The sequence below is a fragment of the Limnothrix sp. CMB-01 genome (genome assembly GCF_055193175.1).
Map to the genome: position 1 here is coordinate 4,475,887 of NZ_CM143720.1, position 21,334 is coordinate 4,497,220.

Sequence of the window (21,334 nt, forward strand, 5' to 3'; positions counted from 1 at the left end):
CAATTTGGGCTTTTCAGACATTCTCTGATTCGGTTGAGATTCCTCGTTGACGTTTTTGGGCTAAAGGCAATGACCGATCGATTGGGACTGGCGGTATTTGGGGCGGGCCGGTGGGGAACACACCTCATTCGCAATTTTTTGGAGCATCCTCGATCGCACCTGAAGGCCGTGGTGGAAACCAATCCAGACCTGCTAGCCGCCGTGGGCGATCGATTTGCCAGCTATCCCGGTTGGACCGAGGTGCAACGGGTCAGCGATCGCCGATCGATCTGGGGCAATCCGGACATTGGGGCCGTGGTGATTGCCACGCCGGCCGCCAGCCATTTTGAACTGGTGCGATCGGCGCTGTTGGCGGGCAAGCATGTGCTGGTGGAAAAGCCCCTAACCCTGGATGTGGCTGAGTGCGAGGATTTGTGTACCTTGGCGCAACGGGTCGATCGTCGGCTGATGGTTGACCATACCTATCTTTTTCATCCGGCGGTGGAAGCGGGGGCCAAAGCCCTGCAATCGGGCGCGATCGGCGATCGGCGCTATGGCTATGCGGCTCGCACCCATCTGGGCCCCGTGCGCCAGGATGTGGATGCGTTGTGGGACTTGGCCATTCACGACATTGCCATCTTTAACCATTGGCTTCAGTCAACCCCGATCGCCCTGCAAGCCAAGGGGCAAACCTGGTTACAACGGGGGCGCGGAGCCGGGCTTGAGGTGACCGATCGCCCTAGTCCTGCGGCGGGCTTGGCGGATTTGGTTTGGCTCACCCTTTACTACCCTGAGCAGTTCACCGCCACGATCCATCTGGCTTGGCACAATCCCGATCGGGCCCGGCGCTTGGCCCTGGTCGGAACCCGAGGCACATTGGTTTTTGATGAAATGAACGCCCGATCGCCCCTGACCCTGTGGGCGGGATCCCTGGAACAATCTGGCAGCCAATGGCTTCCTTGCAACCAATCGGAGCAGTCGATCGAGTTGGCGAGCGGTGAACCCCTTGGGCAGGTTTGCGATCAATTTCTGGCCGGCGTTTTGGATGGCGCACCGCTCGATCGCTCCGATGGTTCCATCGGCACGGCCCTGGTGCGGTTGTTGGCGGCCGCTTCCCGATCGTTAGCCCGTCAAGGGGAACTGGTTTGGGTTGCTTAAGGCGATCCCAACCGAACGATCCCAACAGCGCTCCCAACGGTGCTCCCAATTCCGGCAGCGGGTTCCAGTCGCTGGCTGCTGGCCCCCAGGTCAAGGGGCAACTTGCGCAAATCCGCATTGCCCGTTTGGCCCTTCGGTGGGACACTGAGACTCGATCGAATTTCAGGACGACTTTTAGGACGACCCACGGCGATCATGCGAATTCTGTTCTTGCATCCCAACTTCCCCGCACAGTTTCGCCACGTCGCGGCGGCCCTCGGGCGCGATCCCGAAAACCAAGTGGTTTTTGGCACGAAAAACGAAAACCCCGAGTGGCAAATTGCCGGCGTTCAAAAAGTATTGTTCAAGCCCAGTCGCGACCCCGCCCCTGGAACCCATCACTACATCCGCCCCTTCGAGGCCGCCGTGCTTCAGGGGCAATCCATGTTCCGGGTGGCCGACGCGCTGAAGTCCAATGGATTTGTGCCCGATGTGGTCTATGGCCACTCCGGTTGGGGATCCACCCTGTTCATGAAGGATGCCTTCCCGGACACCAAGTTCTTGGGCTATTTCGAGTGGTTTTATAAATCCAAGGGAGCCGATGCGGATTTTGATCCGGCGGAACCCTTGTCCGTGGACGATCAGGCCCGAATTCGGATTAAAAATGCGTCAATTTTGCAGGATCTCTACACCTGCGATCGGGGAATTTGCCCCACGGCCTGGCAGCGATCGCAATTTCCCGCCGAATACCAATCCAAACTGCATGTACTGCACGATGGTGTAGACACCGATTTCTTTGTGCCCGAGCCGAACGCCAAGCTCGTGCTGCCGAATCTCGACTTGTCCCATGTGGATGAAATCGTTACCTATGTGGGCCGGGGCATGGAACCCTATCGCGGTTTCCCCGAGTTCATGGAATCGTTGGTTTATCTGCAAGAGAAGCGCCCCAACTGCCATGTGGTGATTGTGGGGAGCGATCGGGTTTGCTATGGCCGCGCCCTGCCCGATGGCAAAACCTATAAGCAACTGATGTTGGAACGGTTGCCTCTGGATCTGTCGCGGATCCACTTCGTTGGCTCCTTGCCCTATGGCCTGTACCTGAAGGTACTGCAAGCCTCGAAGGCTCACATTTACCTCACGCGGCCCTTTGTGCTCTCCTGGTCGATGATTGAATCCATGTCGGCCGGTTGCTTGGTGGTGGGTTCGGCCACTGCGCCCGTGCAAGAAGTGATTCGCGACGGGGAAAACGGCCTGTTAGCCGATTTCTTCTCGCCCAAGCAAATTGCCGATCGGGTGTCGGAAGTGCTGGAGCACCCGACCCAGATGGCCCACATTCGCCAAGCGGCCCGCAACACCGTTCTAGAGCGCTATTCACATCAAGCGCTCCTTTGGCGACATGTGCAGTTCCTGAAGGATTTTGCGGCCGATCGCCTGCCGCCGATTCAATATCCTCCCGCCAGTACCTTGGTGGATTACTACAACGAACCCAGTCGCGAGCCGGCCACGGTGGTCTAGGGATCTTCAACCCCTGTCAGCCGGGCTGAGCACTGGAGGGCCCAAGCGGGCGGGGGTTAATCAACGGTCGTGATTCTGGCCAATTGTTTCCCTCCAACTTGCGCGTTTTGCCAACTTCGCCTCCCTCTGCCCTGGATTTTGTCATGGATGATGCTGCTGTTTCTCAGGCCCTTACACGGGCGATCCAACTGCTGCGATCGGGTCAGCTCGAACAATCGGGCCTGATTTACAAAAAAATCCTGGAGCACCATCCCAACCACCCGGAGGCGCTGCACTGGTTCGGGGCGATCGCCTATCAGATGGGCGAAATGGCGATCGCGGTGGAATATGTGGAAAAAGCCCTCACCCTCACCCCCAATGATCCGGCGGTGTTGAACACCTCGGGGCTAATTTGCCATGCGATCGGCAGTTGGGATCAGGCGCTTCAGTATTACACCAAGGCCCAAAAGATCAAGCCCGACAGTCCGGAGGTGTTGGATAACCTGCGGGCCTTGGTGGCGGATCTGTTGCCGGCCTACAGCCAATATGCCCAGTGGCATTACTTGGCGGGTAGTTTCGATCGCGTGGCCGAAATTGAGTTGGTCTCGGGCAACCTGCTGCTGGAAATTGGTGACCTGGCTGGCGCTGAACAACACTATCGTCGGGGTTTGGCCGTGCGCCCAACCCTCTGGGGCATTGAAGCTCCCGCCGCCGTGATCCAGGCCGATCGCGCCGGCCAGCCCGTTCCTCCCAAAGCCAGCCAAACTACCTGTGATTTGGGACGCGAAGCCGACCTGCGCACCATGGCGAGCGCGGTTCCCTTTGCCCAGTTGTTGGAGCGGCTGGGGGCATTGCTGTTCGATCGGGGCGAATTGGACGCGGCCCATGAGCTGGTGACCGAAGCCCTCGCAATCCAAAATGCCTTCCCGGAAGCCCACAAGCTGCTGGGCAACATCATGCTCGGCCGCGGCAACTATCAAGAAGCTGCCAATGCTTACCAAACCGCTGTGCAGTTGAACCCCAACTACGCGGAAGCTTGGTCAAACTTGGGCAGCATTCTGCTTGGCAAGCGGCAAACGGACGAGGCGATCCAATGTTTTCAGCGGGCTATTCAGGCCAATCCGCAAATGGCCCAAGCCTACTGGAGCATGGGTTGCGCCTTTGAAGTGGCCGACAAAAAGGAAGAGGCTATCCAGTGCTGGCAGCAGGCCCTGGCGGTGGATCCAAAAGTGCAAGGGATTCAGGGCTACATCCGAATTGCCCAAACCCTGGTCGGCATGGGCAAGCGCCCGGAAGGGTTTGAATGGTATGAGCGGGCGATTCACTTCGATCGCAAGCACTTGGATGCCCATTGGGACTTGATGGAACATTTGCTGTTCTGGGGATATTTGCCCCAAGCCCGCCAAGTGGCCGATCGCTGTTGGCGCACCTTCAACGAACCGGGCAGCAGCCCCCGGGAGCGCGTTCTCGCGGGCATCATCTCGACCAAAGCCTTTTGTTTCATTGGCTTGGGCCATGTGGCCCGTCAGCGGTTCCTGGAAATTGAAAGTGAGTTTGTTCAGGTCATTGACCAGCTTTCTCCCTTTGACATCACGAAGCTTTACGGGAACGTGCTGTTTGATATGCCGCACCTGCGGGACGATGTGGCGGCCAACACCAGGGTGGCCAACGCCCTGGCGGAAGCCTATCGCAAGCTGGTGGAAAATGCCTTTAAAGACCACCAAGCCGCCAATAGCCCCCTGTATGCCATGCCCACGGCCCGATCGCCCCGCACGTCCGATCGGCTGCGAATTGGGTTCATGTCTCGCCACTATCGCCGCCATTCCGTGGGGTGGTGCAGCGGCGAAATCCTCACCGCCCTTAAGGAACATACGCCGCACCTGTTCCTCTACGTTACCGGCGACATGCCCAAGGACGATCGAACCAAGGTGTTTGAAGGCTTGGCCGAAAAGTTCTACATGCCCGGTGAGGAAGGATTCCCCGATGCCAACGCCCCCACTATCATTCGCCGGGCCCGGGAAGACAACCTCGATATTCTGTTTGACCTCGATTCGATCACGATTCTGCCCCACGCGGAAGTGCTCTACCACCGGCCCGCGCCCGTTTGCCTCACCTGGTTGGGCTACGACGCGCCCCACATTTGCCCCGATAACTACAACCTGGTGGACTGGAACACCCACCCGGCTGGTGTTGAGCACTATTACATCGAAAAGCTAGTACGGATGTCGGGTTCCTTTGCGGCCCTGTCCTATCTGCCGAGCGTGCCGACCGATCGGGCCAAACAGCGCCAAGCGTTCCGGATTGATCCCAACCAAACCATTTTCCTCAGCGTGCCCACGGGACAAAAGGTCAGCATGGAAATGCTGCAAGCCCAAGTTCATGTGCTGCGCTATGTGCCCGATAGCATTTTGTTCTTCAAATCGCGGATTGGGGATTTGGAACTGATGCTGAGTCTCTATCACGAGGAATGCCGTCGCCAAGGCGTGAACCCCAATCGGGTGCGGATGTTGCCCCGCACCGCCAGCGAGGAAGAACACCGGGCCGTGTATCAAATCACCGATGTGTTGTTGGATTCCTATCCCTACAGCGGCGCAACCCACAACCTGGAAGCCCTTTACTTCAACCAACCGATCGTGACCAGGGTGGGCGAGCAGTCCTTCTCTCGCTTGGGCTATTCCCTGATGCGGGCGGCGGGCCTCGACCAGGAGGGCATGGCCTGGACTTGGGATGAATATATTGAGTGGGGGGTGCGCTTAGGGCGCGATCGGGAGTTGTGCAATGCGGTGCGCCACAAGTTGCAACAGGCTAAAAATCCGGCCAATCCCGCCCCGCTTTGGAACCCCAAGGGCTTTGCGGCGGAAATGTACGGAATTTTGCAAGATTTACGCAGCAAGGCGGAATTTAGCCAAGTTTAAGGGGTTATGCTGCGGCTCTTTTGCTCCGCTGCCCGCTTGCTGTTCTGAATTCTGGCCATTCAAAAGGCGCATTATTCAACATTACTCAAAAGGCGCATTCAGGCAGCGGCTAACCAGTTGATGGATTTTGTCAAAGGCAAAATCGTAAATCAGTTGGCCCAAATAATCAGACAACGGGGTCTGTTCCTCGGGAATGGTCTGGAGTAATTCGCGCATGGAATCTTCAGCGCAAAGGGCTGCGGCATGTTGTAACTGCATGAGCCAATCGCGGGGCATTTTGGCCAACAATTCTTGGCCCCGCTGGTGATGCCGAAGGCCTGAGAGTGCGTCAGCGCGATCGCCCAATTGATCGGGAAAGGAATCCATGAAATGGTCGGAAAAGGGATCCGGCCGCTGATTTAGCAGTTGATTCAATGGATCTAATAGATCTGGTGGATCTAATGAATCTGGAGGTTCTCGACTATCCAAAGCACCATTGAAGGGCGCAACCAATTCCGGGGAATGAGCCGGTTTTGTCAATGAAAAATCAGACCGATCCCTAGAGACCTGATGCAGCGGATCCGAGGAGTGATCGGCTTGCTGACAGTAATAGTCCAGTTTTTGGATCAGGACTTGATCGGAAATCGGCTTGCTTAAATAGTCATCACAGCCGACCGCGATCGCCTGATCTCGATCTTCCACCAACGCCTGGGCCGTGATGGCTAAAATTACCGTCGATCGCGAAGACTCCAACGCCCGAATTTGTTGAGTTGCCTGATAACCATCGCAACCGGGCATTCTTAAATCCATCAAAATTAAATGTGGATGCCAATCTTGCCACCGCTGCACCGCATCAGCCCCGTCCATGGCTTCCTGCACCACAAACCCCAATTGACTCAACAATTGCACTAACAACAAGCGATTATCTGGGCGATCGTCCACAACCAAAATGCGATAGCGCGATCGAATGGCTGCCAAACCGATCGTTGGTGATTCTGTTGGGCGATCGTTCGCCAGAGAATCAGCCACAGTTCCCGATTCCCGGTGATTCAACCTTGACGGAGACAACATTCTAGAATTCAGGCGATCGCCCCAGAAGGATGCGGGCGATCGAGCTGATTCAGCAATCGTCGTTTGGTTTTGAGGCGGCCCCCAAGGCTGATGTTCAGATTTTTTCCCAGGCGATCGGCCGGTACGCAGCGGCAAGGTAAACATGAACGTGCTCCCCAAACCAACGGCACTTTCTACCGTCAACACTCCACCCATTAACTGCACCAACTGTTGGCTAATTGTTAGGCCTAAACCAGTGCCTTCCGAGCTTTTTTTACCGGCTGCCGATTGGGAAAAAGCATCAAAAATCGCTTTTAAATCCTCAGATTCAATCCCTACGCCCGTATCGATCACCTGAAACTGAAGATAGTCATGATTACAAAACTGCCCTTTATAGGACTCGTTTTGACATTGCTGAAACGTTGCAGCCCTAAAATCTGGATTTTCGGCCAACATTGGGTCGCAAGTACTGGAATCAACCGGTGATCGCCCCTCTGCCAAAGATGGATAGGGATAGACTTGAAAGGTATTAACAATTAGGGTTGAAATTAAATCAACTCGAATCGCGATCGATCCTTGGGTGGTGAACTTAATCGCATTACCAACCAAGTTAAACAGGATTTGCTTCAGTTTTTTGGAATCTAAAATAATATATCGAGGAACTCTGTCGCCAATTTCCAAAATGAGTTGATTTTCTCGCTTAAGAGCCTGTTGTTGAAAGGCAATTTGCAAGGAATAGAGAATTTCATAAAGATCTACCTCTTCTTCGTCAAGGGTGAATTGACCCGCTTCAATTTTAGAAAGATCCAAAATATCATTAATGAGCATTAATAAATGAGTGCCACTATTCTGAATTAAATTCATATATTCGCGATGGCTTTCTGATAAATGAATATCGCGGTTGATGAGTTGCGAAAACCCCAAAATAATATTTAAAGGTGTTCTGAGTTCATGGCTCATATTTGCTAGAAATAGACTTTTTGCCCGATTAGCTGCCTCAGCCTTATCCTTCGCTTCCTGAAGTTGCAGTTCGGCCAGCTTGCGATCGGTAATGTCGCGAGCTGCCGCATAGATCACCGAGTTAACCGGCACGGAGCGCCATTCAATCCAACGATAGGAACCGTCTTGGCAACGATAACGGTTCACAAATCCATGAAGCTCCTTTTGATTAACCAGTTCATTCAAAGCCAGCATAGTTTCTTCAACATCATCGGGATGAACATAGTCCATAAACCGCGATCCCTCCAATTCTTCTAAGGGATAGCCCAGAATTTTAGACCACTGTAAATTCAAGCGTTGGAAGCGCCCGCTAATATCCGCAATACATAGTAAATCCAGTGCCACCGAAAAGAATTGATCGAGTTCTTCCGTTGTTTTAGCCAAGGCGTTGGCGATCGCCTTTTGATCTGTAATATCTTGAACAACCCCATGCCAAACGATTTCTTGGTTTCCACGAAGCTCTGGGCGCGAATTGGCTTGCAACCACTTCACCTTGCCAGAAGGTGTAATAATTCGCCATTCATGACGGAAGTTCTGTAAATTTCGGCTGGACCATTCCACAGCCTGGATATAGTTTTCTTGATCATCCGGGTGAATTTGATTAAAAGTAATCATGGGATTTTGGATCGCTGCACTGAGAGGAACTTCATGAATTTCCTCAAAAGCAGCGCTAAGATATTCATACTCCACCGGTTTTCCCGGTTCCTCCACCACGGAATAGATCACCACAGGAGACACACTAGAAAGCCGCACGAGCCGACTTTCACTTTCATTCAAGGCATCTTGAGCAATCTTGCGATCGGTAATATCAATTGCAACGCCATACCAAGCAATTTCGCCATTTTCTCGCCGTTTTGGGCTAGCACTTCCCTGCAACCATTTCACCTTCCCCGATGGATTAATGACGCGCCATTCATGCTCAAAGGGTCGTAAGTTTTCAATGCTGCGTTCAACGGCTTGGTTATAAGCTGCTTGGTCATCGGGGTAGATTCGATCGAGCAGAATATTGGCATCCTGAAGAATCGTCGCCACGGGAATTTCATGAATGGTTTCAGCCGCCCGACTGATGTGCTCAAAATAAAAGGAACCATCCAGGCGACGCACCAAAATATAGATATTAGCCGGTGAAGAATCGGAAATATCAAGAAATTTTGATTCACTTTGCTTCAGGGCAACCTCTGTTAGCTTGCGATCAGTGACATCAATGGCGGTAATTGTCACGTGCCAACAATCTCCTAACAAATCCCAAACGGCATTATTTGTTTGAGAAATCCACCGAATCCTCCTTTGGTGATCACGAATTCGATATTCATAGGTTCCCGTTCTTTCATGAAGAATATCTTCAATAATTTGATCTTGAATGTTTTGCAAATCTTCCGGCTCAATATCTTGTATCCAAAGATTTTGATTAGCTAATAGCTCTTCGCAGGTATAGCCAAATAAGGTTTCGCAACCGGCAGAAACGCGATCAATTTTCCAGGTGTGATTCTTAAAAAAACGCAGACTCACGATTCCCGCGATCGCGCTGTTTAAAATGTCCTTGGCTTGGGCCTCCGATGTTTTGAGAGCCCGCTCTAGCTGCTTGCGCTCTGTAATATCTGCAATGATTCCGGTAACTTGAATAATTTCTTGCTGTGCATTCAGGATCGGCTTGCCTTTAACTTGAATGTAACGGGAATTGCCCTTAGCCGTGATGATTCGTAAATCAGCATCAAAAGCCCGATGAGCAATCACTGAATCAATGACATCTTGCTGAAATCGTTCTCGATAGGCCGGATGAATGAGGTTGATTAATTGCTGAGCTTTTAAACCCTTGGTGGGTTTGTCAAATTCACAAATTCGATAAATTTCCGGTGACCAAACGATCGCCCGCTTGGCCATATTCAACTCCCAATGGCCCACACGGGCAATTCTTTGGGCTTCTAAAAGACGGGCTTGGCTTTTTTGTAAGGCGGCGGTTTTCTCTTCAACCTTTAATTGCAGGATTTTTTCATAATCTGCCTGAGCTTGTCGAGATTTTTTCAGTGCTTTCAGAACTTTTTGAATGGAAAGATTGAGCAGATCAAATTCCAAAATCTGGACATTTTCAATTGGCTGTAATTCTTGGGTGTGGTGATCATGGTTGAGAGCCTTGGTCGCCACTCGCAACCATTGGAGCGATCGACTAATCCGATAGCCAGTCCAAATTCCTGTGGCTACTGCTCCCAACAAAGCCAACAGGCAAAGCAAGATTGTGCGGTAAATATTGCTATGGATTTGATCCATAAATGCCGACTGGGGCAGCACAATCACCGTGAACCAGTTCAGCTCGCCTCGGATAGGAATAATTTGTACAAAATAGTTTTGATCTTGAATTTGAATTGTTAGCTTAAGCTTTGTTTGAATTTGTTCTAGATTAATTTTGTTGTTTCTAATAATTTGTGCCGTTTTTGAAATTAAACTATCCTTGCTTTGAGTGGCATCCAATCGCCGATTATGGTGTTGAGTATTTTGGGCTAATATTTTTCGAGGACTGGCATCAAAGGGTAATTCATTGGCAGAGCTGGCCACCAACAGCCCGTTGGGTTCCATTACAAAAATTTGCCCCTGACCATTGGTGTTAATGGACTGGAGGAAGTCTCCAAATTGCTGTAAGTAAAAACTCGCTCCTAAAACTCCTTGAAACCGACCCGACTGGTCATAAAAAGGCACAGTCCGAATCAAGTGCAAGATGGGATTTTGCTTGCCCTTCGATAGACTAATTCCCATCGTCCAAAGACCAGCAGGGTTGCGCTGAGCCTTCAAGTACCAAGGATCGTGGGGTGGATCGCGATGGGGATAATAATCACGGCGAACTTCGAGCAAAACGCGCTGCTGACCCTGACGATTTGCCCAATAGCGAAGGAGTGATTGATCGGGTGAGGCAGCTTGCAACCGACGAATAATCAGCGCGTTTGGATCCGGACGCTCAACGGCTAGAAAATCGCCCGCTTCATTAGACAGGGCTAAAGTGCTTAGTTTAGGAAATAGCTTAAGCTGTTCAATAAAAAATGACTCAAGCTCGTCTAAATCTAGGCTATTCAAGTGACCTTTGCGAATCAAAAAAGCATTGTTTTGAGTTGTGATTTTAGGAATCGATAGGTAATGATCTAAATCCTGCTGAACTTGGTTTGCTTTATTGTCTAGCAGTCGATCGACCAAAGATTCAACAGCATCGCTGCCACTGCGATAGGACAAATATCCCACCAAGCCCACCACGATTCCCACTTGCAGCACAAAGGGAACCGTAATGACGTAATTGAGGGGAAGTTTATGTGTTGCAATTCGCCGAGCCAGCCTTTTCAGATACCCGGGAAAACTGACCTGCTGTAGAGACCCGAAATTCATAAGTACCCAAAATAAGACCCAGAGTTAGAAGGGGGGTGCTGGTGTCCCGGGAAATGTCGCATGGGTCTAACCAGCTTTTGCAGGAATTAATCCCACCATAACTCTGATAACAAGCAAAAGCGCCCTCCTTTTTAGCAAGGAAAGCGCCCTAATTTAGCAATGTATGAAGCCTGCCGCGCTCCGGCGTAAATGCACGGGAACTCCTTTAGAAACTGACTTTCCCTGGCAGAATTACTCCAGTCCAAGGCTTCAGACAAGCTTGTTTTAGTTTTGATTTTGGCTGGTGTTGGCTTTGCTGTTTTACGAATCCCTGGTGCTAAGGAACGATCAACACCGGACAGGGAGACAAGTCAATGACGCGATGGGCAGTGCTTTCGGCGGCTCCTTCGGTGGTTAGACCCATGCCCCGGCTGCCCATGACGACCAGGCTGGCTTCCACTTCATCGGCCACATCACAGATGGTGAACGCAGGCATTCCCTCGCGCTCAATCACTTCGGCTTCGAGGCCCCGCTCAGCAAACATGGCTTTAGCCCGGCTGAGGAGGGTTTCAGCCGCTTCAATGGCCCCTTCATCGGGGCCGGGAACGACCGACAGAATGACTAATCGACTGTTGTGCAGTTGCGCCAGTTGGGCAACGGTTTCGGCCGCCTCACGAGATTCGGGCGATCGATCGATCGGAAAAAGAATCGTCTCGAACATCTTTAGGGGAAAATATTCACCGCGTGAACTTCCGCGAAAACTCCCGCGCGAATTTCCGCGAGACGCATTGAAAGGAGGTTTTTATCGTGTCAAAGAAAACTGTAGCAAATTTGTCGGCGGCTGATGTAGCTGGCAAGCGCGTCCTTGTGCGCGTTGATTTCAACGTACCTCTCGACGATGCTGGCAAAATCACCGACGACACCCGGGTTCGGGCCGCCCTGCCCACAATCCAAGACCTGACCGGCAAAGGCGCGAAGGTCATCCTGGCCAGCCACTTCGGCCGTCCTAAGGGTAAGGTTGTTGATTCGATGCGTCTCACGCCTGTGGCCGTGCGCCTGTCGGAACTGCTGGGCAAACCGGTAGTTAAAACCGACGACTGCATTGGCGACGAGGCAGCAGCAACGGTTGCAGCCATGAACGATGGCGATGTGGTGCTGCTGGAAAACGTGCGGTTCTACGCGGAAGAGGAAGCAAACGATCCTGAGTTCTCGAAGAAGCTGGCTTCGCTGGCTGATTTGTACGTGAACGATGCGTTCGGTACGGCTCACCGGGCCCATGCCTCCACCGAAGGCGTGACCAAGTTCCTCAGCCCCTCCGTTGCGGGTTACCTGATCGAAAAGGAACTGCAATACCTGCAAGCGGCGATCGAAAGCCCCAAGCGTCCTCTGGCGGCAATTGTGGGTGGCTCGAAGGTGTCGAGCAAAATCACCGTGATCGAAACCCTGCTGGACAAGGTGGATAAGCTGTTCATCGGCGGTGGCATGATCTTCACCTTCTACAAAGCACGCGGCTTGTCCGTGGGCAAGTCGTTGGTGGAAGATGACAAGCTGGATCTGGCCTCCGCTCTGGAAGCGAAGGCCAAGGACAAGGGCGTGGAACTGTTGTTGCCGACCGATGTGGTGTTGGCCGATAACTTTGCGCCCGATGCCAACAGCCAAACCGTCAGCGTGGATGCAATCCCCGATGGCTGGATGGGTCTGGACATTGGCCCCGACTCGGTGGCGGCGTTCCAAAAGGCGCTGGAAACCTGCCAATCGGTGATTTGGAACGGGCCCATGGGCGTGTTCGAGTTCGACAAGTTCGCGGCTGGCACCAAGGCGATCGCGGAAACCTTGGCGACCCTGACTCCGAAGGGCGTGACCACGATTATTGGTGGTGGCGACTCGGTGGCAGCGGTGGAAAAGGTGGGTGTGGCTGACCAAATGAGCCACATTTCGACCGGTGGCGGTGCAAGCTTGGAGTTGCTGGAAGGCAAAGTGCTGCCTGGGATTGCGGCATTGGATGAAGCCTAAGTCTCAGGCTAGGATCCATTAACCGCTGAAGATTGCGGGAATCCCTGAAGATCGCAGGGACAAGGGGCTTAAGCCCCTTGCCTTGCAATCCTCATATGGAATGCGGGGGCACACCATCGTTGCAATCCTCCTGCGGGGGCGCACGACGGTGCGTCCCCAACCGGGTTTCCGCTTTCCTGCTTGGGGTTTTTGGAATGACTCTTGAGTTTGAATAACTTGAGTCTGAATAACTTAAGTTTGAATAGATTTAAGCCGTTAAGTTTGAGCCATGAAATTTAGCGAATTATTAAAGCAGTTAGAAAAGCTGAGCGATCGCCCCTTCGATCAATTTTCCTTGGCGGATGATCCTGAGCTGACAACGATCGCCCCGATCGCCCAGGCCCAGGGCGGTCAGTTGACCTATTTGGAAGGCGATAAATTTGCGGACTGCTTGGAAAGCACCCGAGCCGCCGTGATTTTGCCCAACCGTCCTGAGCTAATTAGCCAAGCTCGCGAGCTGGGGTTGGCCTGGGTGGCGGTGCAAGATCCCAAAATGCTATTTGCCGTGGCGGTGCGGCTGTTCTATCAACCCTTTAAACCCAAGCCGGGGATTCACCCCAGCGCCTGGATTGATCCGACTGTGCAACTGGGTCAGGAAGTGTCGATCGGGCCCCATGTGGCGATTTATGAGGGGGTGACGATCGGGGATCGGGTTTGCCTGATGGCCAACGTGGTGATTTATGGGGGCGCGTCGATCGGGGCCGATTCCTGGCTCCATGCCAACTGCACCATCCACGAGCGATCGATCATTGGGCAACATTGCATCATCCACAGTGGCGCAGTCATTGGCGATGAAGGATTTGGCTTTGTGCCCACGGCCCAAGGCTGGCAAAAGCTGGATCAAACCGGGCGCGTTGTGCTCGAAGACGGCGTGGATGTGGGAGTCAACAGCACGATCGATCGGCCAGCTATGGGCGAAACCCGCATTGGCCGGGGCACAAAGCTTGACAACATGGTTCACATTGGCCATGGCTGCCAACTGGGGGAAGGCTGCGCGATCGCGGCCCAAGCAGGCTTGGCGGGGGGCGTGGAGTTGGGCAAAGGGGTGATTCTGGCCGGGCAAGTGGGCGTGGCCAACAACGTCAAAATGGGCGATCGGGCGATCGCCTCCTCCAAGTCCGGTTTGCACAGTGACGTACCGGCCGGTGAGATTGTCTCCGGCTACCCAGCCATTTCCAACAGTCAATGGCTCAAAACTTCTGCCATCTATCGCCGCTTGCCCGAAATGCACAAGCTGCTGCGACAGATTCAATCTCACCTGGGCCTCAAGGACTAGAGGGAAAGGCTAGATGATTGGGAGCAGTCTTCAGTGAAATTTCTTCAGTGAAATTTCCTATTCCGCCGGCCCACAATCAATCACCCCAAGCTTCCGTATTTAGAGGACGAATTAGACGGCTTTGAATCAAATGTTCAACGGCCCGCTCGATCGCGTCCAGCGCATAGCCCGTGTTCACTTGAATCAAATCCAACGTGGCTGCAAAACCCTTGCGATCGCACTGTTGAATAACACGTAAAACATCCTGCTCGATGGATGTTAGCTCCTGGGGAGCAAGGTGCATTGAAGATGCTCTAGACATACCAAACCCTCCGACAACGTAGCAGTTCGGTGGCAGATCTGTGGCGAGGAACTGGTATTTTCACCGACTCCATGGAAACCAATCCAGGAATTTATCTAGAAATTCATCCAGGAATCAACTCAGGAATTCATCCAGGAATTCATCCAGAAATCAATCCAGAAATCAAAAAAGTCGGTGAATGAACCCATGGCAAAATGAATCGACCATGGTGCTCATCCAAGAAAAAACCAGAACGAAGGAAAGCCCACCTGAAAAAGCCACAGGAAAAGAGGCTATCCTTCTGAACTCTACTGTCTTTTAGAGAGCTTGACGGCGATTTCCGGACAATGTTCTATTTTGGTTACGTAATTTTACGTAGGACAGTGCTATCGCCCCGATCGCAGGTGGTAGACTTCCTCGGCCACGCGCTTCAGACGACGGAGCTGGGCTTGCATGTCGCCTTGCACCCAGCCGGCCGCCACCCGATCGAACCCCCAGCGAACAAGGGGATTGGGGATCACAAACTCAAACCGATTGATTAACTGAGTGCCGGATCCATCGGGAATGCATTCCCAAGAGTCGCGCCCCACAAAAAAGCCAGAAAAAGCCCAAACAATTTTGCCAGGCGATCGCTCCGCCACCGTGCATTGCAGCGCCGGTTCCAACAGGGGAATTTGCAACACAAATCGGGTGCGATCGCCCAAATCGGTTCCCCAGCGATCGCCCACGGGATCACAGCGCAGGGCTGGGTTCAGCCACCGATGCATCAGCTCGCGATCGGTGAAGCACCACTCCACCGCCGTGGCACTGGCCTGAATCGCGATCGACTGTTCATAAACTCGCGGCACAACCGATTTACCTTGGCCGCGAGCCAGTTGAGTTCGAGTTGTAAAAAGACGGGAGGACATGCCAGGGGCCAAGGAAAAGTGAAAATGGACGGCTGTAGTTCTAGCCGTATTTCTAGAAGTTGCTAGAGGTTTTTTAGAGACTTCTAAACTGGTGGTTTTAGGGACTGTTGAGCATTCCCGACATTCACGGCCGGTTACCCTGTCCTAATTGGCAACTGACGCACCATGACTGCGAGGATCCGTTGCCGCCGATTTTTGGGCCCCATCTCCAGACAACGGAGCATCAAACTCAGAGGTTTGACCTTCGTTTACCTTCGCATAGGGCAAGATGGCGGTTCCGTCAGCCAAGGCCGCCAAATTCGCCGCCATGATTGATTTCGGCTGCTCCCCGATCGCCTGGGCCAACTCCTGACCCTGGGCATTCAAAAAGACAAAGTGCGGAATCCCATCCACTCGATAGCTCAGAATTTCGGGTAGCCATTTGGTGTTGTCCACATTCAGCATCGAGAAATTGACCCGATCGCCATAGTCCTGCTTCAACTCCCGCAAATCATTCGCCATGGCCTGGCAACTGGTACACCAATCTGCATAGAACTCCAGCACCGTCGGCTTGCCATTGACGATCGCCTGATCCAACGGCACAGAATCACGTGCCAGCCGTTCCAGAATGTTGCTGTTGGGTTCCGTGCGTAGCCCTAAAAACAACACCACCCCCAACAACGCCGCCACAATGGCCACCACCAAATTTGGCAGACGACTACCGGCCGCGGCAGCTCCGGGGATCACGGTTGAGGGCTGGGAAGTCGGTTCAGGAGAAAGCTGGCTCATGGCAGAATGGCAAAACAAGAGGGCAAAGCGGAATGGCGGCTCAGTTCTGGTGCTAGGCTAGCGATACAGTCCTCAAGAGCCAAGGACGACCGGGCCCGAACTTTTTTGGTTACTCGTTTCTGGTTCCCCGTGGCTGGTGCTCCAGAATTTTCGGCGCAGGTTGGGCCGATCGCCCAAATCCCGCAACTCCGAAACCAACGGGATCGCCCCCATAACCCCAATCACGACCGCTTTCGGTGATTGGCGCTTCGGTCAGTGTTCTAGGGTTAACAGTATTCTGCAAGGGCTATTTTGATTGTAACAACTTCGTTACATGTCTTCATAGGCTTGTTGAATCGCCGCTGGATGGGCCGCTCGCTATTTAGGATTTAGGGGGGCATTGGTCGGTGAAGGCTCGATCGGCCTGTCCGCCGGCCCGAGCGCTGTGGTTTTCCCTAATTGATCTGAATCGATCTGAACTAATCTGAACCAATTTGAACTAAGCCGAATTAACCTAAATTGATCTGAATTGACCCGATTGCCCTGGTTCCCCCGATCGTTCGCTGGCGGTGATTTGTTTTGAAAAAGCGCGTCACACTCACCTTTCCGAAACATGCGGTGCAAATGCCAATCACCTATCGATTGGCGAAAGAATTTAATGTGGCTGCCAACATCATTCGAGCGCAAGTGGCCCCCGATCGCGTTGGAAAATTAGTCGTTGAACTCATTGGCGACATTGACCAAATGGACGCGGCCATGGAGTGGATGGAATCCCTCGATATTGATGTTTCTTCTGCCAATCGAGAAATCTCGATCGATGAAGCAAGCTGTGTCCATTGCGGTCTTTGCACGGGCGTTTGTCCCACGGGGGCGTTGTCGCTGCACCCAGAAACTTTCCGCCTAGAATTTGCTCGATCGCGCTGTGTAGTTTGCGAGCAATGTGTTCCCACCTGCCCGGTTCAAGCCATTTCCACTAGCTTTTAACTTCTCCGATTTCCTAAAATTCATTAGCCTCTCAATTACGCATTGATTTTCCCGGAAAATTGCCTTTTTTACAGACAAAACCTTGTAGTTGAAGAGGAAACAAGGTTCCATGCGCTTATACAACAACCACACCGGACTATCGCTATTCATCCTGGCGTTGGTTTACCTAGCCTTGAGTTGGGTGGCGTTGCTGGCTGTGCCCCGGCCCCCCTCGCTGGTAGAGGTGGCAGGAGTGGCTTTGTTGGTGGCCGTGGCTTTGGCGGCCCTGTTTACCCTTAAGTTGCCTTGGCCAGAGTTTGGGCGTTTTTCTTGGTTTCAAACGGCCACCAAGTCTTTCGGGGGCGCAATTTTGGCAGCAATGGGCGTGGTGATTGTGCTGTCGCGGTTGGACATTACAACGGATGTGATGCTGTTGTTGGCGGCGGAATTTTTGGCCAAGGTGGAATTACGGGTGGCGGGCCGATCGCGCTGGCAATCGTTTTGGCAAATGTTGGCGGCCAGTGCTGTGGGCATTGGGAGCGCGATCGGGCTGGCCCCTTGGTTTTTGATGTCGCGGGTCAGCGAGTAGCTCATTCACCGAATGCTTTATTGAGCAGTTTGTTGAGCAATTCATTGAGCAATTAACCGGGCAATTAACCGGGCAAAGCCCCTTAAGTAGCCCCGATTGGGCAACCCATCATCATGACTCAGCCTCAGACTTCAGAATCGGGATGGTCACGGGTGGTGCTGGTGACGGGGCCGGCGCGATCGGGCAAGAGTGAGTGGGCGGAACGGTTAGCCGCGGCCTCGGGGCGATCGGTCATCTATGTGGCCACCTCGTACTTGGATCCCCAGGATCAAGAGTGGGCCGATCGTGTGGCCCAACACCGCCAGCGTCGCCCGGAAACTTGGCAAAATTGGGAAGTGCCGCTGGAGCTGGCCGCAGCCTTGGGCCAAGCGCCCGCCGATAGTTGTTTGTTGGTGGATTCACTGGGGACTTGGGTGGCCAATTGGCTCGATCGCCCCGATCCCGAATGGCAACAAACCTGTGCAGCGCTGTTGGCCACCTGTGCGGCCTTGCCAGCCATGTGTATTTTTGTGGCCGAAGAAACGGGCTGGGGTGTGGTTCCGGCCTTCCCCGCTGGTCGCCTGTTTCGCGATCGCCTCGGCAAACTCGTGCGGGAATTGGGCAGCCGATCCAATGCCTGTTATCTGGTCACAGCGGGCTTTGCAGTGAATTTACGGGCGATCGGTCAATCCTTAACAACTGGATAAAAACTGTTTAATTTCCTTAAATATTGTCCAAAAATTGTCCAAAACTTTAATCTAAGCTCAAGATTCTTTGTCGGTGACCCCTCTAACCTTAGCTTAGGATCGAAAGCAGGATAGTTAGTAACTCAATTTTCCATTCAAGCTTTTCGGTTAACCTGTTTTCATGCGAGCTGTTCACTCAGGTTTCCCCCAATTATTTCTTTAGACGTTTCTCCGAATACCCTCCAGATATTTCCCTAGGCAGTCTCCCAGTTATTGTCTTAATCCAGAAGCTGGCGCTTGGGAAATAAACCCGCAATCTGGAGTTTTAGTTTGCTTTTTAAAGCCAGTTTTGAACTAATTTTTAGTCAAGTTTCTCAACCTGGTTTTGTTTAGCGAAGCTAGCTCTAATCCCAAATCCTGGCCATCAGTGCTTTAACCTTTGGCCCTCGCCCCCGGACTCCACACCAAAATGGCTCCTGAAGAACGCGTCAAACAATATCTTGCTCTTTGGTTGCAGTTGGGTAAGCAAGTGGTGTGCGGTCACGACGATCGCTTGCTCGGGACTCGCCGCACCATTGACGGTGAAGCTTACTCCGCAGAATTTGAGCAACTTTGGCGGCAAATTCTCGAAAAACCCCAGATGTATCACCTGGCGGGCACGGTCTGTTCCATGAAAGATTTATTGTCGGGACATTGGAGCTTGCTGCCCTGCGCGCGGTGTAGTTTGCTCTATCCCATCAATGACAGCTACTTGGAAGCGGGGCCCTGTCCCTGTCAGGATTTGGCCTCTTGGCCCGATGATGGGCCACCGCCACGGGGGCCCGTCTGTGTGCAGGATTATTTGGATCAAATTCGGCTACGGCTGTCTCGCCAAAAGTTGATCCCCACACCGCCCAACGAGGAAACGACCGGGGGCGAGGCTCGCGAGTCAGATACTTGTAGTTTGCATGGGGGCGGCTTGCATGGGGGGCGATCGGAAAATTCCCTGCCCTAGGAGGGGTTGATCTGAGCCACAGACTTCTGACCAGAGACTGCTAATCACTAGGCGATCGATCGGGTCGATCGGCATTGGTCTTAAGGGCGGAATGGGCTTCTGGCGGGCTGGGCTGTCCGGGTTTGGTTGCTATCTGGGTTATACTGATCAATCGCGCTCTCAATCGGTCATCGATCGCCCGCTGAAGGATCGCCCGCCTAAGCCGACCGCCATGGCCGATGCTGCCAATGGGCTATTGCCTGGAGAGGCATCTTTTGGGTTGGAGTTGTGGTGAATCTTATCCTGATCGCTTGATGGGCCGGGATCAACACAACCGCTAAGTTTTACCTTTTCGTCCTGCTTGGAGAACGTCATGTCCCGTGTTTGCCAACTGACCGGCAAAAAGGCGAACAACGCCTACGCCATTTCCCACTCGCACCGCCGCACCAAAAAGCTCCAAGAAGTTAATCTGCAATGGAAGCGAATTTGGTGGCCCCAAGGTAATCGTTGGGTGCGGTTGCGTCTTTCGACCAAAGCTCTGAAAACCCTGAACACCAAGGGTCTGCAAGCATTTGCTAAGGAAGCTGGCATTGATTTGAATAAGTGCTAATTCTGAATTAAGTGCTAATCCCATACAAAAATTCAGCACTGAAAATTAAGCACTGAGCTGTTTAATTAATCCCGCCCAATTTGTCCTATGTGGCAGCTTTTGTTGGGTGGGGTTTTTTATCTTTTATTCTTTTATTTCTTATCTTTTATTTTTCATTGTGGAATCTAGAAAATCTAGGAAATTTAGCCAATTTGGGGATTTTGAAAGTTGCCACAGTCAGCCCGATCCTTGGTTTTGTTGGGGGGCGGCCACAGCCACGCGATCGCCCTGCGACGGTTGATCCAAAACCCCCTGCCCAGCGGCGCGATCGACTCGGTGACCCTGATCAGCGAAGCACCCCAAGCACCTTACTCGGGCATGGTTCCCGGCCACGTGGCGGGGGTTTATGGCCGGGAAGATTGTTTTATTGATTTGCGGGCCCTGTGCGATCGGGCGGGGGTGGCGTTGCGGGTCGATCGCGCTGTGGGGTTGAATTTGGGCGATCGACAAGTGCAACTAGCCAGCGGGGAAACGGTTGGATTTCGCTGGCTCTCGGTTAATTTGGGCAGCACGCCCCTGGTTCCCCCGGGTGTTCAACCTCTGCTGGGGCGATCGATTATTGCCGCGAAGCCGATCCAAGCCCTGTTGGCCAACTGGGATGCGCTATTGTCGGCCTTGCCCCAATGGGGATCCAGGCCGCTGCGGTTGGTGGTGGTGGGGGGCGGCGCGGGTGGGGTTGAGCTGGCCTTGGCGGCCCAGCGACGTTTGCAACCCCTGGTGGGCGATCGCCTGTCGATTACTTTGATTCAGCGAGAGGCAAAACTCCTGCCCCATTTGGCCCCGGCAGTGGGCGATCGGGTGGCCCAGGTGCTACAAACCCAGGGAATTGAGCTGGTTTTGAGTGAAACCATCACCCACGCCACCCTCATAGGCACAGATACCCAGTTGCGGGCCGCCTCGGGGCAACTGTTTTGGGGCGATCGGGTGCTGTGGGCCACCCAAGCCGCAGCAGCCCCTTGGTTGGCGGCCACCGGCCTCGCCACGGATCCCCAGGGATTCATTGCGGTTAATCGCTATCTGCAATCCTGCTCCCATCCCCAGGTCTTTGCGGCGGGAGATGTGGCGACAATGGTGGAACAGCCACGCCCCAAGGCCGGCGTGTTTGCGGTGCGTCAAGGCCGCCCCCTGGCTAACAACTTGCGAGCAGCCATTTTGGGCCAGCCGCTGAAACCCTTCAAAGCCCAGAAGCAATTTCTCAGCCTTATTAACTTAGCCAATGGCCAGGCGATCGCTACCCGTGGCCGTTGGGCTTTTACGGGAGCTTGGGCTTGGGTTTGGAAAGACTATATTGATCGGAAATTCATGCGGCAATTTCAGCAGCTTTAAAGGCAGTA

General features: G+C 53.1%; 18 protein-coding genes. 12 read left to right on the top strand and 6 right to left on the bottom strand.

The features are described from left to right. The first annotated feature begins 69 nt into the window (after nt 1–69). Nucleotides 70–1,137, top strand: coding sequence for a Gfo/Idh/MocA family protein (locus tag ACZA91_RS18490; protein WP_463183978.1), 1,068 nt, complete (start codon nt 70–72; stop codon nt 1,135–1,137). On the opposite strand, the gene ACZA91_RS18495 is transcribed toward ACZA91_RS18490, so the two are convergent. Beyond that, entirely contained in the window at nt 1,134–1,325 is a 192-nt protein-coding gene (locus ACZA91_RS18495) for a hypothetical protein (RefSeq protein WP_463183980.1), read from the bottom strand. The two genes, ACZA91_RS18490 and ACZA91_RS18495, sit on opposite strands and share 4 nt — an antisense overlap. Before the next feature lie 7 nt (nt 1,326–1,332). On the opposite strand from ACZA91_RS18495, the gene ACZA91_RS18500 reads away from it, so the two are divergent. Both ACZA91_RS18500 and ACZA91_RS18505 read left to right on the top strand, forming a co-directional pair. Continuing rightward, nucleotides 1,333–2,631 (top strand): glycosyltransferase family 4 protein, encoded by a 1,299-nt coding sequence (locus tag ACZA91_RS18500; RefSeq protein WP_099533202.1) that lies wholly within the window; start codon nt 1,333–1,335, stop codon nt 2,629–2,631. A 143-nt stretch (nt 2,632–2,774) separates the two neighbouring features. Then, nucleotides 2,775–5,525: a tetratricopeptide repeat protein gene (locus tag ACZA91_RS18505; protein ID WP_463183984.1), complete on the top strand. Its 2,751-nt coding sequence runs from the start codon at nt 2,775–2,777 to the stop codon at nt 5,523–5,525. Between the two features lie 81 nt (nt 5,526–5,606). Here the strand turns inward: ACZA91_RS18505 and ACZA91_RS18510 are convergent, their stop codons facing one another. Both ACZA91_RS18510 and ACZA91_RS18515 read right to left on the bottom strand, forming a co-directional pair. Beyond that, nucleotides 5,607–10,919 carry a PAS domain-containing protein gene (locus tag ACZA91_RS18510; protein ID WP_463183985.1) on the bottom strand — a complete coding sequence of 1,771 codons (5,313 nt, stop codon included), beginning with the start codon at nt 10,917–10,919 and terminating at the stop codon, nt 5,607–5,609. A gap of 316 nt (nt 10,920–11,235) precedes the next feature. Next, nucleotides 11,236–11,619: a universal stress protein gene (locus ACZA91_RS18515; RefSeq protein ID WP_099533199.1), complete on the bottom strand. Its 384-nt coding sequence runs from the start codon at nt 11,617–11,619 to the stop codon at nt 11,236–11,238. A gap of 86 nt (nt 11,620–11,705) precedes the next feature. Between ACZA91_RS18515 and ACZA91_RS18520 the strand changes: the two genes are divergently transcribed. Together ACZA91_RS18520 and lpxD are read left to right on the top strand one after the other, a co-directional pair. Continuing rightward, the gene (locus tag ACZA91_RS18520) at nt 11,706–12,911 is read left to right on the top strand and encodes a phosphoglycerate kinase (protein ID WP_463183987.1); all 1,206 of its coding nucleotides are present in this window, start codon (nt 11,706–11,708) and stop codon (nt 12,909–12,911) included. Between the two features lie 268 nt (nt 12,912–13,179). Next, nucleotides 13,180–14,226 (top strand): UDP-3-O-(3-hydroxymyristoyl)glucosamine N-acyltransferase, encoded by a 1,047-nt coding sequence (gene lpxD / locus ACZA91_RS18525; RefSeq protein ID WP_190355083.1) that lies wholly within the window; start codon nt 13,180–13,182, stop codon nt 14,224–14,226. 76 nt (nt 14,227–14,302) lie between these two features. On the opposite strand, the gene ACZA91_RS18530 is transcribed toward lpxD, so the two are convergent. Beyond that, a complete protein-coding gene (locus tag ACZA91_RS18530) occupies nt 14,303–14,527 on the bottom strand; it encodes a hypothetical protein (protein WP_158234428.1) in 225 nt (74 codons plus the stop codon). Nucleotides 14,528–14,556: 29 nt separating this feature from the next. On the opposite strand from ACZA91_RS18530, the gene ACZA91_RS18535 reads away from it, so the two are divergent. Beyond that, a complete protein-coding gene (locus ACZA91_RS18535; protein ID WP_463183990.1) occupies nt 14,557–14,709 on the top strand; it encodes a hypothetical protein in 153 nt (50 codons plus the stop codon). A 183-nt stretch (nt 14,710–14,892) separates the two neighbouring features. Here ACZA91_RS18535 and ACZA91_RS18540 read toward each other — a convergent pair whose 3' ends face one another. Both ACZA91_RS18540 and ACZA91_RS18545 read right to left on the bottom strand, forming a co-directional pair. Next, entirely contained in the window at nt 14,893–15,414 is a 522-nt protein-coding gene (locus ACZA91_RS18540) for an SRPBCC family protein (protein WP_099533195.1), read from the bottom strand. 144 nt (nt 15,415–15,558) lie between these two features. After that, nucleotides 15,559–16,182 (bottom strand): thioredoxin family protein, encoded by a 624-nt coding sequence (locus ACZA91_RS18545; RefSeq protein WP_463183994.1) that lies wholly within the window; start codon nt 16,180–16,182, stop codon nt 15,559–15,561. A gap of 558 nt (nt 16,183–16,740) precedes the next feature. Here ACZA91_RS18545 and ACZA91_RS18550 point away from each other — a divergent pair. The 6 genes from ACZA91_RS18550 to ACZA91_RS18575 all read left to right on the top strand — a co-directional run bounded on the left by ACZA91_RS18550 (nt 16,741) and on the right by ACZA91_RS18575 (nt 21,326). After that, nucleotides 16,741–17,145, top strand: coding sequence for an NIL domain-containing protein (locus ACZA91_RS18550; protein ID WP_099533193.1), 405 nt, complete (start codon nt 16,741–16,743; stop codon nt 17,143–17,145). Nucleotides 17,146–17,254: 109 nt separating this feature from the next. Next, nucleotides 17,255–17,713 carry a hypothetical protein gene (locus tag ACZA91_RS18555; protein WP_099533192.1) on the top strand — a complete coding sequence of 153 codons (459 nt, stop codon included), beginning with the start codon at nt 17,255–17,257 and terminating at the stop codon, nt 17,711–17,713. A 113-nt stretch (nt 17,714–17,826) separates the two neighbouring features. Further along, nucleotides 17,827–18,399: a bifunctional adenosylcobinamide kinase/adenosylcobinamide-phosphate guanylyltransferase gene (gene cobU / locus ACZA91_RS18560; protein WP_463183996.1), complete on the top strand. Its 573-nt coding sequence runs from the start codon at nt 17,827–17,829 to the stop codon at nt 18,397–18,399. A gap of 448 nt (nt 18,400–18,847) precedes the next feature. After that, nucleotides 18,848–19,372, top strand: coding sequence for a hypothetical protein (locus ACZA91_RS18565; protein ID WP_463183999.1), 525 nt, complete (start codon nt 18,848–18,850; stop codon nt 19,370–19,372). Nucleotides 19,373–19,724: 352 nt separating this feature from the next. Beyond that, the gene (gene rpmB / locus ACZA91_RS18570) at nt 19,725–19,961 is read left to right on the top strand and encodes a 50S ribosomal protein L28 (RefSeq protein WP_099533188.1); all 237 of its coding nucleotides are present in this window, start codon (nt 19,725–19,727) and stop codon (nt 19,959–19,961) included. 207 nt (nt 19,962–20,168) lie between these two features. Then, nucleotides 20,169–21,326: an FAD-dependent oxidoreductase gene (locus ACZA91_RS18575; RefSeq protein WP_463184001.1), complete on the top strand. Its 1,158-nt coding sequence runs from the start codon at nt 20,169–20,171 to the stop codon at nt 21,324–21,326. Nucleotides 21,327–21,334: the final 8 nt, after the last annotated feature.